Annotated in this window: 15 protein-coding genes; all 15 read right to left on the reverse strand. The window is 46.7% G+C overall.

The window, feature by feature from the left end; genetic code table 11:
• On the reverse strand, window positions 1-676 hold a 676-nt coding region (locus AC1U9U_RS11500), incomplete at its 3' end, for a biotin carboxylase N-terminal domain-containing protein (protein ID WP_479960704.1).
• A 43-nt stretch (window positions 677-719) separates the two neighbouring features.
• The gene (locus AC1U9U_RS11505; protein ID WP_479960705.1) at window positions 720-1,049 is read right to left on the reverse strand and encodes a biotin/lipoyl-containing protein; all 330 of its coding nucleotides are present in this window, start codon (window positions 1,047-1,049) and stop codon (window positions 720-722) included.
• A 12-nt stretch (window positions 1,050-1,061) separates the two neighbouring features.
• Complete coding sequence (locus tag AC1U9U_RS11510) at window positions 1,062-2,609, reverse strand: acyl-CoA carboxylase subunit beta (RefSeq protein WP_479960706.1); 1,548 nt, start codon at window positions 2,607-2,609, stop codon at window positions 1,062-1,064.
• 4 nt (window positions 2,610-2,613) lie between these two features.
• Window positions 2,614-3,030: a methylmalonyl-CoA epimerase gene (gene mce, locus AC1U9U_RS11515; RefSeq protein WP_479960707.1), complete on the reverse strand. Its 417-nt coding sequence runs from the start codon at window positions 3,028-3,030 to the stop codon at window positions 2,614-2,616.
• Window positions 3,027-3,449 carry a cobalamin B12-binding domain-containing protein gene (locus AC1U9U_RS11520; RefSeq protein WP_479960708.1) on the reverse strand — a complete coding sequence of 141 codons (423 nt, stop codon included), beginning with the start codon at window positions 3,447-3,449 and terminating at the stop codon, window positions 3,027-3,029. Before AC1U9U_RS11520 ends, mce begins: the two co-directional genes overlap by 4 nt.
• Before the next feature lie 58 nt (window positions 3,450-3,507).
• Complete coding sequence (locus tag AC1U9U_RS11525; protein WP_479960709.1) at window positions 3,508-5,184, reverse strand: acyl-CoA mutase large subunit family protein; 1,677 nt, start codon at window positions 5,182-5,184, stop codon at window positions 3,508-3,510.
• A gap of 18 nt (window positions 5,185-5,202) precedes the next feature.
• Complete coding sequence (sucD, locus tag AC1U9U_RS11530) at window positions 5,203-6,078, reverse strand: succinate--CoA ligase subunit alpha (protein WP_479960710.1); 876 nt, start codon at window positions 6,076-6,078, stop codon at window positions 5,203-5,205.
• Between the two features lie 24 nt (window positions 6,079-6,102).
• Window positions 6,103-7,218, reverse strand: a complete 1,116-nt coding sequence (gene sucC / locus AC1U9U_RS11535; protein WP_479960711.1) for an ADP-forming succinate--CoA ligase subunit beta — start codon at window positions 7,216-7,218, stop codon at window positions 6,103-6,105.
• Window positions 7,219-7,511: 293 nt separating this feature from the next.
• Window positions 7,512-8,972, reverse strand: a complete 1,461-nt coding sequence (locus tag AC1U9U_RS11540; RefSeq protein WP_479960712.1) for a sigma 54-interacting transcriptional regulator — start codon at window positions 8,970-8,972, stop codon at window positions 7,512-7,514.
• Window positions 8,973-9,160: 188 nt separating this feature from the next.
• The gene (groL, locus tag AC1U9U_RS11545; RefSeq protein WP_479960713.1) at window positions 9,161-10,795 is read right to left on the reverse strand and encodes a chaperonin GroEL; all 1,635 of its coding nucleotides are present in this window, start codon (window positions 10,793-10,795) and stop codon (window positions 9,161-9,163) included.
• 96 nt (window positions 10,796-10,891) lie between these two features.
• The gene (gene groES, locus AC1U9U_RS11550; RefSeq protein ID WP_479960714.1) at window positions 10,892-11,176 is read right to left on the reverse strand and encodes a co-chaperone GroES; all 285 of its coding nucleotides are present in this window, start codon (window positions 11,174-11,176) and stop codon (window positions 10,892-10,894) included.
• Between the two features lie 294 nt (window positions 11,177-11,470).
• Window positions 11,471-12,292, reverse strand: a complete 822-nt coding sequence (locus AC1U9U_RS11555; protein WP_479960715.1) for an NYN domain-containing protein — start codon at window positions 12,290-12,292, stop codon at window positions 11,471-11,473.
• A 105-nt stretch (window positions 12,293-12,397) separates the two neighbouring features.
• Window positions 12,398-12,898: a MogA/MoaB family molybdenum cofactor biosynthesis protein gene (locus tag AC1U9U_RS11560; RefSeq protein WP_479960716.1), complete on the reverse strand. Its 501-nt coding sequence runs from the start codon at window positions 12,896-12,898 to the stop codon at window positions 12,398-12,400.
• A complete protein-coding gene (locus tag AC1U9U_RS11565) occupies window positions 12,892-13,332 on the reverse strand; it encodes an MOSC domain-containing protein (protein WP_479960717.1) in 441 nt (146 codons plus the stop codon). The genes AC1U9U_RS11560 and AC1U9U_RS11565 overlap by 7 nt, the downstream gene beginning before the upstream one ends.
• A gap of 167 nt (window positions 13,333-13,499) precedes the next feature.
• The gene (gene moaC / locus AC1U9U_RS11570; RefSeq protein WP_479960718.1) at window positions 13,500-13,985 is read right to left on the reverse strand and encodes a cyclic pyranopterin monophosphate synthase MoaC; all 486 of its coding nucleotides are present in this window, start codon (window positions 13,983-13,985) and stop codon (window positions 13,500-13,502) included.
• Window positions 13,986-14,108 lie beyond the last annotated feature (123 nt).

A 14,108-nucleotide genomic window follows, 5' to 3' on the forward strand; every position in this document is an offset into this window, starting at 1 on the left:
AATCTCGCTCTCCTAAATAGACTACCTGTCCGTAATTATCGGCCAGAATCTGGATTTCCACATGACGACAGTTTTCCAGAAACTTTTCAATATAGATCCCGCCGTTTTTGAAGAACGCTTCAGCCTCTGATTTTGCCGCCTCCATTGCACCGGGTAATTCCTGGGGCGTCCGGGCCAAGCGCATACCCCTGCCGCCGCCTCCGGCTACCGCTTTGATCAGCACGGGATAACCCATTCTTGCGGCAACTTCCAGTGCTTCCTCTTCACTGTTTACAAGTCCGTCACTGCCGGGGGTAACAGGAACACCGGCAGCGATCATCGTTTTACGAGCTCTGGCCTTATCACCCATTAACTCGATGGCATCGGCGTCCGGTCCGATAAAGATCAGTCCTGCCGCCTGGCATTTAGCGGCAAAGACATGATTTTCGGACAGAAAACCATACCCAGGATGAATCGCTTGAGCCCCGACACTTTGGGCAATCTCAATAATCCGTTCCATATCCAGATAACTCTTAACATCCGGACAGCAAACCGCCTCGTCAGCCATCTGGACATGGTAAGAGTCTGCATCCACTTCCGTATAAATTGCCGCAGTACTGATTCCCATCTCCCGGCAGGTCCGGATAATCCGCACAGCAATTTCTCCCCGGTTGGCAACAAGTATTTTTTCAATCATAGTCCTACCTCCTAATGCCCCTACCTCCTAATGAATACTTCTTTTATTCAATTACTACTAACAGGTCCCCGGCAGCGACAGTCAGACCGGCTTGAACTAGGATCTCTTTAACTACGCCGTCCCGATTGGCCATAATTTCATTTTCCATTTTCATCGCCTCAAGCACCAGCAGCGATTGGCCTTCATTAACGGAATCGCCTACACTTACAAGGATTTCCCTGACCACACCCGGCATTAACGCCGTAACGCCCCCATTGGCTTGCTTTGGTAACGGCGTAGCCACTGCCGTCTTTTGCTGTGGCTTATCTGCCGGAACTTCTTCAACCTCGACCACATAAGTTATACCTTGGACAGAAATATTGAAACGTTTCACTTTTATTACCTCCTAAAATGGTATATTGCCGTGTTTTTTACGCGGACGGTTTTCCCGCTTCTGACGAAGCATATTGAGGCTTTGGGCCAAGTACTTACGAGTATCCCGAGGATCTATGACATCATCGATTAGGCCCTTAGCACTGGCGATATACGGATTAGCAAACTTCTCCCTGTATTCCTCCGTCCGTTGTTTTTTTACAGCGTCAGGATCTTCGGCATTTTTAATTTCATCCTTAAAAATAATATTAACCGCTCCGTCCGGACCCATAACCGCAATTTCCGCCGTCGGCCAAGCCAGGGCGACATCCGCCCCCAGGGAACGGCTGCACATTGCCACATAGGCCCCGCCATAGGCTTTACGGAGGATTATGGTAATCTTCGGAACAGTAGCTTCCGAGTAAGCATATAAAATCTTGGCCCCATGCCGGATAATTCCCCTGTGTTCCTGGTCGGTACCGGGCAAAAAGCCCGGAACATCGACAAAAGTAAGCAGCGGAATATTGAAACTGTCACAGAAACGTACAAAACGTGAGATTTTATCCGAGCTGTCAATATCGAGACAACCCGCCAGGTAATTTGCTTGGTTAGCTATAATCCCCACCGTAGCCCCCTCGATCCGGGCAAAACAGGTAACCACATTTTTTGCGAAATACTGGTGAATTTCAAAAAACTCCCCACCGTCAACCACCAAACTGATGATCTTTTTTACATTGTACTGCTTGTTCGGTTCGACCGGGACAACATGCAAAAGCTCATCACCCTGCTCCACCGCTTCAATCGGTTCAGCCCAGGGGGGCTCTTCCAAATTATTCTGCGGAATATAGGATAGCAATTCTCTGACCATCTCCAGAGTTCCCGCCTCCGTAGCCCCGATGAATTGGGCTACCCCGCTGGTTTGATTATGCGTCATTGCCCCGCCGAGATTCTCAGTGCTGACCTCTTCGCCGGTAGTAGCCCTAATGACTTGCGGGCCGGTTATAAACATCTGGCTGGTTTGGTCCACCATAAAAATAAAATCGGTAATGGCCGGTGAATATACCGCACCGCCGGCGCAAGGCCCCATGATGACGGAAATTTGCGGTATAACTCCGGAGGCCTGTGTATTGCGATAGAAGATATGGCCGTAAGCTGAAAGAGCAGTAACACCTTCCTGAATCCGCGCTCCCCCCGAATCATTGATACCAATGACCGGCGCCCCATTTTTCATGGCCAAATCCATGACCTTGCAAATTTTTGCGGAATGCATTTCACCTAGAGCTCCACCAAGAACAGTAAAATCCTGGGAAAACAAGTATACCAAACGCCCTTTAACCGTCCCGTAACCGGTGACCACTCCTTCGCCGAAATTTTCCACATCAGGTTTGGTAAAATCAGTGAGTTCCCCTCTCATGAACATATCCATTTCCATAAAACTGCCTTCATCAACTAAGAGATTAATCCTCTCCCGAGCAGTGAGTTTGCCGTTTTCATGCTGCCTCTTAATTCTTTCCTCCCCGCCGCCCCTTTGGGACATCTCCTTCATTTCCTGCAAATCACTGAGTTTTTCTTCGATGCTCATTAGCTTAATCTCCTTTAACCCGATGTTCAACCATTTCAATCATTGTACCCATCGTGCTTTGGGGATGAATAAAAGCAACTTTAGTTCCACCGACACCGGTACGGGGAACCTCGTCAATCAAGCTCATCCCTAGTTCCTTCAATTCCCGCAATTTCTCTTCGATGTTATCGACCTGCAATGCTAAATGGTGGATACCCTCACCCCGGTTTTTCAGGAATTTACCAACCGCACTTGCTTCAGTGGTGGGTTCCAAGAGTTCGAGCCGGGTATCACCCACAGGCAGCATCGCGGTATTTACTTTTTGGGTTTCGACATTTTCCCGATGGGTAACCTTCAAGCCCAAACTTTCATATACCTTGATCGCATTTTCCAGATTATTAACAGCAATCCCGAGATGGTCAATTTTCAGGATTTCACTCATTTTCCCATCCCCTTTTCAATCTTTTCCACCGCTTCCCGGATATATTTCACCACTTCAATGATGGGCGTACCGGGACTGAACACATCCGCCACGCCGCTTTCCAGCAAAGCTGCCCTGTCCTTAAAGGGAATTACTCCTCCGGCTATCACCACAATGTCCTCGGCGTTTTCTCTTTTAAGCAGCTGCATGATTTTCGGCAGTAAATGTCCGTGGGCGCCCGATAATATACTGATCCCAATGACCTGAACATCCTCTTGCAGGGCAGCCTCGACAATCTGTTCGGGGGTCTGCCTTAAGCCGGTGTAAACAACCTCCATGCCGGCATCTCTTAAGGCTTGGGCAATAATTTTTGCACCTCGGTCATGCCCGTCCAGGCCGACCTTTCCGACCAAGACACGAATTGTTTGTAACCCTGTCATGCGCTTTCCTCCTTCCCCTTCATCCGCTTGATTCTTTGTTCGGGTTCAATTCGTTTTCTTACAGTATGATCTCTTGCTTGTATTCGCCGAAAACATCCCTGAGGACATCGCAAATTTCACCTAGGGTTGCATAAACGCGAACCGCGGCCAAGATATAAGGCATCAAGTTTTCGGTCCCGGCAGCTGCCAGCTTTAAATCAGCTAGGGAAGCATCCACTTCCTCCTGATTTCTGCGTAGATAAAGTTCTGTCAGCCTAAGCTTTTGTTCTTCCTCAATCATCGGATCGACCGTCAGCAAGCCTTCCGGGGGCTGTTCCGCATGTTGAAACTGATTGACCCCGACAATAATTTTCTTTTGATTTTCTATGTTCATTTGGTAGCTATATGAGCTGGCCATAATCTCCTTTTGCTGATATCCCATTTCGATGGCCCGGACCGCTCCGCCCAGCTCATCAATCTTATTAAGATATTCCCAAACCCCCGCCTCGATTTGATTGGTCATATTCTCCAGGAAATAAGCTCCCCCCAAGGGGTCGACGGTGTCCGTCACCCCTGTCTCATAGCCGATAACCTGCTGGGTCCGCAGGGCCAGCAGGGCAGATTCCTGGGTAGGCAAAGCGAGAGCCTCATCCCAGGCGTTGGTATGCAAGGACTGGGTTCCGCCCAGAACCGCGCTGAGAGCTTGAAAAGCCACGCGGATGATATTGACTTCCGGCTGTTGAGCTGTCAAAGTACAGCCGGCTGTCTGGGTATGGAAGCGCAGCATAAGGGATTTCGGATTTTGGGCGTTAAAGCGTTCCTGCATAATGCGGGCCCAAATGCGGCGGGCTGCCCGGAATTTGGCAATTTCCTCAAACAAATTAGAATGGGCATTAAAAAAGAATGACAAACGAGGGGCAAACTTGTCAACTGCCAGTCCGGCGTCGACAGCCGCCTGTACATAAGCAATGCCGTCTGCAAAAGTAAAGGCAACTTCCTGCACCGCAGTGGAACCCGCCTCCCGAATATGATAACCGCTGATGCTGATGGTGTTCCAATTGCTTAAATGATCGGTGCAATAACGGAAGGTATCCGTAATCAAGCGCATCGAAGGTGACGGGGGGAAAATATAAGTTCCCCGCGCCATGTATTCTTTGAGAATGTCATTTTGAATCGTGCCCGCCAACTTAGACGAATCGACCCCCTGCTTTTCCGCTACGACTATATACATAGCCAAAAGTACAGCTGCCGGAGCATTAATCGTCATGGACGTACTGACCTGATCCAAAGGAATTCCTGCAAAGAGCGTCTCCATATCTGCTAAGGAATCAATCGCGACCCCTACCCTGCCCACCTCGCCCTGGGCCAGCGGGTGATCGGAGTTATAACCGATTTGGGTAACTAAATCGAAGGCCACGCTTAAACCCATTTGACCCTGTTCAAGCAAGTATTTAAACCGTTTATTGGTTTCTGCGGCGGTGCCAAAACCGGCGTACTGACGCATGGTCCACACACGGCCCCGGTACATATCGGGCCGGATCCCCCTGGTAAACGGATAAGCACCCGGAAAACCCAAGTCCTCCAGGTAATCTAAGCCCTCCGTATCCAACGGGGTATAAATTTGCCGAATATCGATATCGGAATCGGTTCGGAATTCTTTATCCGCACCTTCCTGAGATTTTTCTTTGTCTTTTTGAACGGACAGCCATTGTGCTTTAGACTGATTAAGTGACTCTAAATCACGCCCCAAAGTCATATCCGCAATCTCTCCTCTTTAATTCGTCTCGGCCAACAACTCTTTAATTATTCCCGGCACTTCAAACGGCAGCTCCGCTACTTTTGCGCCTGACTCAATCAGGGCTTTGACTTTCCCCTGATAAGTTCCTTTGCCCCGTTCGATGATCGCGCCGGCGTGGCCCATCCGTTTGCCGGGAGGTGCACTCTTACCGGCGATATAGGCCACAACCGGTTTGCTCATAGTTTTGATGTAAAGAGCTGCTTCTTCTTCGGCATCGCCGCCGATTTCCCCGATCAGCACAACCGCTTTGGTCTGTGGATCTGCTTCAAACTGTTTGAGAACATCGACAAAGGTCAAGCCGACAACCCGGTCACCGCCCATGCCAACGACAGTAGTCTGACCGATTCCCTGGGCGGTCAGATTGCCGACGATCTCATAGGATAAGGTCCCGGAGCGGGCTACGACCCCTACCGGTCCCGGCACAAAGTAGGGATTGGGGGGAATACCTAACTTGCATTTGCCCGAAGACACAAGTCCAAAGGTATTAGGACCGACCACAGTTGCCCCCACCCGTTTGGCATAAGCAACAATAAGCATTTCATCATGGACCGGGATATGCTCGGTAACCACAACCACCACTTTTATGCCGGCCTCCAGAGCTTCTAAAGCTGCATCTTTAGCACCGACCGCAGGAATAAAGATAACCGAGGCATCAATTTTATGCTTGGCACAGGCCCCGCGCACATTGTCGTACACAGGAATTCCTTCTATACTGGTACCCCCTTTGCGCGAAGACGTGCCGGCTACAATCTTAGTACCGTATTTCAGCATTTCTTTGGTATGGAATAACCCTTGCTTACCGCTGATGCCTTGGACAATGACATTGGTATTTTCGTCAATAATAATGGACAATTAGTCCTCCCCCTTTCTTGCGAACTATTGATAAGCTAACTCGACAACTTTTTGGGCTGCCTCCTGCATATAATCAAAGGCCGCAATCCCGGCTTCCTGTAGAATTTGCCGCCCTTCCACCTGATTGGTTCCGACTAAGCGGATGACAACCGGTACCGGAATTCCCCGGTTCCTCTTGACCGAAGCCAAAGCCCTAGCCACATCATCACAACGGGTGATTCCTCCAAAAATATTGATAAAAATCGCCTTGGGATTTTTATTTAAAATCAGTTCCAAAGCTTTGGCGGTTCCCTCTTCTCCGGTTCCGCCTCCGGCATCAAGGAAATTGGCAGGTCTCCCGCCATAATAAGTTAAAGTATCAATCGTACCCATCGTGATACCGGCACCGTTAGCCATAATGCCAATATCCCCATCTAATTCAACAAATGAAAGTTTAAGGTCAGAGGCGGCTTTTTCCGTAGCTGTACGTTCTTCAACCCGGGGCAAGTCTAATTGCCGGAACAAGGCCTCATCATCAATTGTTACTTTAGCATCCGCCGCAATCACTTGATCACCGCTGAACACGAGGGGATTGATTTCCACCAGTTCAGCATCTTTTTCCGTAAATACTTTATATAGATTCTTAATAACTTTTACCAATTCTACGGCATGGGGGCCTGCCATTGGGATACCCATCCGTCTGACAACATCCCTGGCGATAAAATCCTGCATGCCGAGCTCCACATCAATATGCTCCTTGATAATATACTCTTCTGCCACTTCCTCAATATCCATGCCGCCATGGGCTGAAGCGATCAGTACCGGCATTTTGGCCGCACCATCAACTGTAATCGATAGATAAAGCTCCTTATCAATCCGCAGTTTTTGTTCAACTAACAGGCACTCCACGGTTAGGCCCTGAATTGTCAGGGCCAACAGTTCGGCCGCTGCGGCTTTAGCGCCTTCCGGATCATCAGCAAACTTGATACCCCCGGCTTTCCCACGCTTGCCGGATAAAACCTGCGACTTGATAACAACCGGCCCGCGAATCTCTGTTGCCGCTATAGCCGCAGCTTCTGGGTTCATGACCATTCTTCCTTTGGGCACCGGAAGATTAAATTCCTTGAAAAGTTCCTTGCCCATATATTCGTACATCTTCACTTGTCTTTACTCCCCTCCCCGTTTATTCCGTAAACCATTTTCTGCTCCCTACCTGGACACTACCCTCGAAACTTTAGATCTTAGATTTGGTTAGGTTAGGTTAGGTTAGGTCAGCTTATGCTATCAATTGCAAGAAATATGCCAACCTTCTGAATATTCGGACTATTATTCTTAGACGTCTTTCTCTAACCTTTTCACCCTTATGAACCATTCTTGAAAAACTTTAAAGTGTTCATAAATAGAGACAACTGTCCAGAGATCAGTACAATCAATAATAATTTAAAGTATACTCACTAATCCATTATCCCATAGCTCTTCATTTTGACATATAACCAGGAACGGCTGAGATTAAGTGATTCAGCAGCCTTAGTCTTGTTCCCCCCCGCCTTCTCAAGGGCTGATAAAATCAATTCTTTTTCCACTTTTGCCAAGTTATCGTGATAACTGCCCGTAACCGGATTGACCTTTGGTGCATCCGGGCAGATAGGCGAATTAGAGTGGCTCTGCAAATACTGGGGCAATTGAACAGCTTCAATTTTATCGGAACGGGCATAGTTGACCGCCCGCTCAATCACGTTTTCCAACTCCCGAATATTGCCGGGCCAGCTGTGACCGTGCAGAATATCCAGCGCATCCCTTGAAATTTCTCTGATGTTCGTATTCAGAATATCATTATATTTATTAATAAAGCTCTCTGCCAAAGCCTTAATATCTTCTTTGTGTTCACGTAAAGGCGGCAGCCGAAAATTAATTACATTGAGACGGTAAAATAAATCCTCTCTAAATGTCCCTTTTTCCATAGCCTTACCTAGGTCTTTATTAGTTGCCGCCAGGATACGGACATTAACCTTCCGGGTTTTAGTATCACCTAAACGTTCAAATTCCCGTTCCTGAATTACCCGCAAAATTTTGGCCTGCAGGAAAAGCGGCATATCACCGACTTCATCAAGCAGAATCGTACCCTTATCCGCAGCTTCAAATCGTCCTTGCTTGCCATTTTTCAAGGCCCCGGTAAAAGCCCCGGGGGCATAGCCGAACATCTCGGCTTCCAGCAAATTCTCGGGTATGGCCGCGCAATTAACCTTGACAAAGGGACCCTGCCTCCGATCACTGTACTGATGAATTGCTTGGGCAACCAACTCTTTGCCGGTTCCGCTTTCCCCGGTGATCAAAACTGTCGAGGTACTTTTGGCTACCTGCCTGATTTCGGTCTTGATATTCTTCATAATCGCACTTTCCCCGATGATTTCATCAAGAATGACCTGCGGTTTCTTGGCCTTTTCCAACTTTTCCTGATAATATGTGATTTTATTCCGCACGATAACCCCGTTGGGCATAGAAGCAAGTATCGCTTCTAGCTGGGTATTCAGCATTTCCGCTTGTTTAATCAGTGTGACAACCATATTTGATTTGGTTAATACACCGATCACCCTGCCATCCTCTTCAGTGACTGGGAAAGACCCGATATGGGTATCCTTAACAAACTCCGAAACCTCGGCAAAGGGCATCTCGGCAGATAGGCTGACAATCTTGTCATTATGCATATATCGGTCAATCGGCTCCTGTAAGGAAGCCCCCGCAAGCAAGGCATCAAACAAATCCTTTCGTGTAAAAATCCCCAGTAATTTCTTCTCAGAGTCCACTACTGGAATACCGACGATTTGATCATGCCGGAAAGAGCGGACAACCTTTTCCAGAGTATCCCCCTGCTTTAAATAAACAATGCGCTCAGTGATGATGTCCCGTAAATGCATTAATAACCACCTCTGATTTGAATTGTTCGGTTTGCCGGCTCGGCATAATAATTGTTACATTCAATTATTATCTAAATTATCCTGCCTGATTGCTTATTTAGTTAAGCATGAAAAAAGAGGCTTCCCAACAGTTCGCTGAACTGATGAGAAACCTCTCCCGCCTATATTAAGGGGTTTGGGGGCCAGACTTACATCATGCCGCCCATTCCGCCCATACCACCCATGCCGGCCATAGCAGCAGCACCGTTATCCTTGCTTGGAATATCGGAAACTAGGCATTCAGTAGTAAGGAGCATAGCTGCGATGGAAGCAGCGTTTTGCAGTGCTGAACGAGTAACTTTTGCCGGATCAACGATACCGGCTGCAATCATATCTTCATAGACTTCAGTGAGAGCGTTGAAACCAATACCACGTCCGGCATTGAGAACCTTCTCAACGACTACGGAGCCTTCAAATCCGGCGTTGTTAGCGATTTGACGGAGAGGTTCTTCTAAAGAACGACGTACGATAGCAACGCCGGTCTTTTCGTCCCCATGTAAATCTAGGCTATCAAGAGCTTGTGCAGCATCCACTAAAGTGGTTCCGCCGCCGGCAACGATTCCTTCTTCAACTGCTGCACGAGTAGCGGCTAAAGCGTCCTCAATACGCAGTTTCTTCTCTTTCATTTCGACTTCGGTAGCAGCACCGACTTGGATAACAGCTACCCCACCGGCTAACTTAGCCAGACGCTCTTGAAGTTTTTCCCGATCAAAATCGGAAGTGGTCTCTTCAATTTGTTTTTTAATAGCTTCTACGCGGCCCTTGATGTCATCTGCAGAACCGGAACCTTCAACGATAGTGGTCTCTTCTTTGGTTACCCGAACTTGACGAGCACGGCCCAGCATATCGATGGTGGTGTTTTCTAACTTCAGACCAAGATCTTCAGTAATAACGGTACCACCGGTAAGGATGGCGATATCTTCCAACATGGCTTTACGACGATCACCAAAGCCGGGAGCTTTTACTGCAACGCAGGTAAAGGTTCCGCGAAGTTTGTTCAACACGAGAGTTGCCAATGCTTCCCCTTCAATGTCCTCAGCGATAATCAACAATTGACGACCGGCTTGAACCACTTTCTCAAGAACGGGGAGAATATCGGCAATAGCACCAATCTTCTTATCGGTAATTAAGATGTAAGGATCATTTAAGACTGCTTCCATCTTATCTGTGTCGGTGATCATGTAAGCGGAGATATAACCACGGTCAAATTGCATTCCTTCCACAACTTGCAGCTCAGTAGTCATTCCCTTGGCTTCTTCAACAGTGATTACACCGTCTTTGCCGACCTTTTCCATAGCATCGGAAATAAGGGTTCCGATGTTAGCATCTCCGGCAGAGATGGAAGCAACTTGGGCGATGGCCTCTTTGCTTTCGATAGGTTTGGCAGTGGTTTTAATATCGTTGACGACCGCTTCTACAGCTTGCTCAATGCCTCGTTTAATACCCATAGGATTAGCGCCGGCTGCTACGTTTTTCAACCCTTCACGGATGATAGCTTGAGCCAACACAGTTGCTGTAGTGGTTCCATCCCCGGCCACATCATTGGTTTTTGTTGCAACTTCTTTGACAAGCTGTGCTCCCATATTTTCAATAGGATCTTCCAATTCGATTTCCCGAGCAATAGTCACACCATCATTGGTAATCAAGGGAGCACCGAATTTTTTATCTAAAACAACATTACGTCCCTTGGGTCCAAGAGTTATACGGACAGCTTCAGCCAATGTATTGACACCACGTTCCAATGCACGGCGAGCTTCTTCATTGAAAACAATTTGTTTTGCCACCTTTAAGTTCCTCCTTAAATTCTGAAATCAGGGTTAATAAAGTCTATAAGCAAATAATTCAACACCAAGTCCATAAGTAGCATAAAAGCTATACCATTAGCCAATAACTGCCAAAATATCATTCTCCTTGAGGATAAGATATTCTTGACCATCGTATTTGACTTCAGTGCCGGCATATTTGGAATAAATAACGCGGTCACCAACTTTAACATCCAAGGCGATGCGTTCTCCTTTTTCCATTTTGCCAGGTCCTACAGCAACAATTTCGCCTTCCTGAGGCTTTTCCTTAGCCGTATCCGGCATAATGATGCCACTTTTTGTCTTTTCTTCCATGGGGAGTGCCTTGATGACTACCCGGTCAGCTAGAGGTTTAATGTTCATTGAAGAAAGTCCCTCCTTAGAAACTTAAACTTTTTATTGTTGTTAGCACTCATTCCTATTGAGTGCTAACATTACAATATAATAATATGCAAGGTAGAAGAAGAAATCAAATCCTGTCAGAAGCAATGATGAGCGATTTATACGGGAAAAACTTATATTTCCTTGTATTATCTCCTTCTCGTTGCATCACTCTCAAATTGACAGAATCCGATTTCTCCGACTTGCATTCACTTAAGATTATGATGACCAGTCCCCAGGGGGTTTATTCATTTTACTGGAAAAAACTTTCCACTCCTAAATTACCCCCAACTTCTCATACCGCTTATGAAACTCTTCAAGGGATGAACCTAAAATTTCCTGAACAAAGGAATGGTTAAGATTTAAGAGATAAATCTTGGTTTTACCGATCTTTAAGTTGGAGTCTGCATATTCTTGTTCAAGTAGTACTCCTTCTTTTAAGGCATAGCGAATAAGGTCTTTAACTTGAGCGGTTGAGCATCCTAGATGCTCGGATAAAGCTGCCCTTGCCTTGGTTGAAGCCATATAAGCCATACTCAGCTGAAGTTGAGCAAGGACCCGTATTCCTTGCTCAAGATCCTTTTCAGCTTTATATTCGAGAGGTTTCTCCTCGGTTAGAAAACTAAAAAAATTGCCCTGATCGCTAAAGGACTGTAGATCGTGGTGCATGCTTCCATTAACGCCAATGACCTTAACTTCTTTGCCCCAAGCCCGAATTTTACGGACCAAAGGCAAAAAATCCCCATCCCCTGTCAAAAGGAGGATCACATCAAAGGTAGAGGTACGGGTTAACAAGATTTCCTGAGCTTCTAAAATAAGCTCTACATCCGCTGCATTTTTCCGTAATCCCGTGCTGGAAAAATTGTTCTTCCCGTAAACATGACGTGTATATACATGAGTTTTCTCAAAGGACGTCTGAGTCCGCCAAAACTCTTCCCGATCAAAATTGGCATATAGATAAATGGCTGATAACACATAGTCATTTTGCTTGGCATAAAGTTGGATTGACTTCATGAGAATTTCCGGGGTCAATTCATACCCTTGTTCAAAAAGTCCAGTCCAGATATTCTCATAATCGATAAAAGCGATTGTCTTCAAAAAAAATCACCCCATTTCCACTTTCCCTTACTATAAAAATATGCGGGAATTGGACAGGGGTGACAAGCATTTGGCTATTTTTTAGAAAACAAATTTGACATGAGATTATTTAGAAGAAGGAGTCGCACACTCACTGGCTTCCCCCTTAAGAATTTGAATTCCGTGGGGTAAAGCAGGGACAAGGGCAGCCCAGCACTCTTTACAGGCTTTAGGGGAACCCGGCATATTGATGATGAGGGTTTTCTTGCGTAAAGCAGCTACTGCCCGGCTAAGCATGGCCTTCGGAGTGATCCTATAACTCTCATAGCGCATCACTTCAGCAATTCCCGGAACCATTCGATCCGCTATAGCAATAGTAGCTTCGGGAGTCACATCACGAAGCGAAAATCCTGTACCCCCGGTAGTAAGAATAAGATCAAGAGCCTCTTCATCAACCCATTTTCTCATAGTATCAGCTAAAATTACTTGATCATCGGGCAATATCGTATAGAGAACCACCTGCCCATCAATCTCTTTTACCAATTCCTTTAAGACAGCACCTGAGGCGTCTTCTCTTTGTCCCTGTGAACCTTTATCACTGGCAGTTATGACCCCAACTCTTAGCATGACTCAATCACCTCAATGGTGTCCCCCACTTTTATCGGTCCGCCTTCTAGGACACGGATGAAAATTCCTTCCTTAGGCATAACACAATCTCCGGCTTGATAGTAGATTGCACAGCGGGTATGACATTCTTTGCCGATTTGCGTTACTTCTCCTAATCCAGTGCCGCCGATTTTTAATTTAGTGCCAAGGGGCAAACTAACAAGATCGATGCCCTCAGTAGTCAGATTTTCGGCAAAATCCCCGGGTCCAACATCCAGCCCCATATCTTGCATTTTTTTAATACTTTCCATAGCTAGTAAGCTGACTTGACGGTGCCAATCTCCCCCATGGGCATCTCCTTCAATCCCAAAGTTAACCTTCAGCACCCCTTCGCCCACATTTTTCTTCCGCATACCTTTCTTTTCACTGGTACATACTGCAATAAGTTCTGCCATTTTTCTTTCCCCCAGACTATAAATTTTGATAGATAATGGAGTTTTCCCTAATTTTAGATGTTAACTTTTAAAATGCTTGGCTTAACCCTTCACATATGCTCAAGAATATTACATTGTTTTGCTCTCTGTCATACTGAGCAACTAGGGTCATATCCTGACCCTCTATTTTACTGGCCTTTATGCTCCTCCCGGACAAAGTGTCCGCTTTTACCACCTGTTTTCTCCATTAAGCGTATATCACCAATGACCATGGTTTTATCGATAGCTTTACACATATCATAAATTGTCAAGGCTGCTACACTAACGGCCGTAAGGGCCTCCATTTCAACCCCGGTTTTCCCGGTGACCTTGACAATTCCTTCGATTTCAATGGTACCGGGCGGGACAATTTCAAAATTCAGCTTGGCCCCGGTAATTCCTAAAGGGTGGCACATAGGTATTACATTTGAAGTCTGCTTAGCCGCCATGATTCCTGCAACCTGGGCGACCGCCAAAACATTTCCTTTGGCAATTTGCCCTGAACGAATCCTATCTAAGGTTCCGGGCTGCATTTCTACCCTACCTCGGGCAGTTGCTACGCGCACCGTTTCCGCTTTGTCTGAAACATCGACCATGCGAGCCCGGCCTTCTTCATCAAAGTGTGTCAATTCCATAAATCATCCTCCAATCTGGGACATTATCCGTTGGTCATGCCATGCCTCATTATTCATACGATGCTCTGCAGGTTTATTCCATATGGATCGCTTGAGCATTTCTTTGACCTCTTCATCACTCTT

It is taken from the genome of Desulfitobacterium sp., from assembly GCF_982384815.1.

What these genes read in the sequence shown, in the direction of transcription:
- AC1U9U_RS11540 (WP_479960712.1), bottom strand. Translation starts at nt 8,972, where the DNA reads ATGCATTTACGGGACATCATCACTGAGCGCATTGTTTATTTAAAGCAG.
- AC1U9U_RS11560 (WP_479960716.1), bottom strand. Translation starts at nt 12,898, where the DNA reads ATGCTAAGAGTTGGGGTCATAACTGCCAGTGATAAAGGTTCACAGGGA.
- AC1U9U_RS11525 (WP_479960709.1), bottom strand. Translation starts at nt 5,184, where the DNA reads ATGACTTTGGGGCGTGATTTAGAGTCACTTAATCAGTCTAAAGCACAA.
- AC1U9U_RS11565 (WP_479960717.1), bottom strand. Translation starts at nt 13,332, where the DNA reads ATGGCAGAACTTATTGCAGTATGTACCAGTGAAAAGAAAGGTATGCGG.
- AC1U9U_RS11510 (WP_479960706.1), bottom strand. Translation starts at nt 2,609, where the DNA reads ATGAGCATCGAAGAAAAACTCAGTGATTTGCAGGAAATGAAGGAGATG.
- mce (WP_479960707.1), bottom strand. Translation starts at nt 3,030, where the DNA reads ATGAGTGAAATCCTGAAAATTGACCATCTCGGGATTGCTGTTAATAAT.
- moaC (WP_479960718.1), bottom strand. Translation starts at nt 13,985, where the DNA reads ATGGAATTGACACACTTTGATGAAGAAGGCCGGGCTCGCATGGTCGAT.
- AC1U9U_RS11520 (WP_479960708.1), bottom strand. Translation starts at nt 3,449, where the DNA reads ATGACAGGGTTACAAACAATTCGTGTCTTGGTCGGAAAGGTCGGCCTG.
- groES (WP_479960714.1), bottom strand. Translation starts at nt 11,176, where the DNA reads ATGAACATTAAACCTCTAGCTGACCGGGTAGTCATCAAGGCACTCCCC.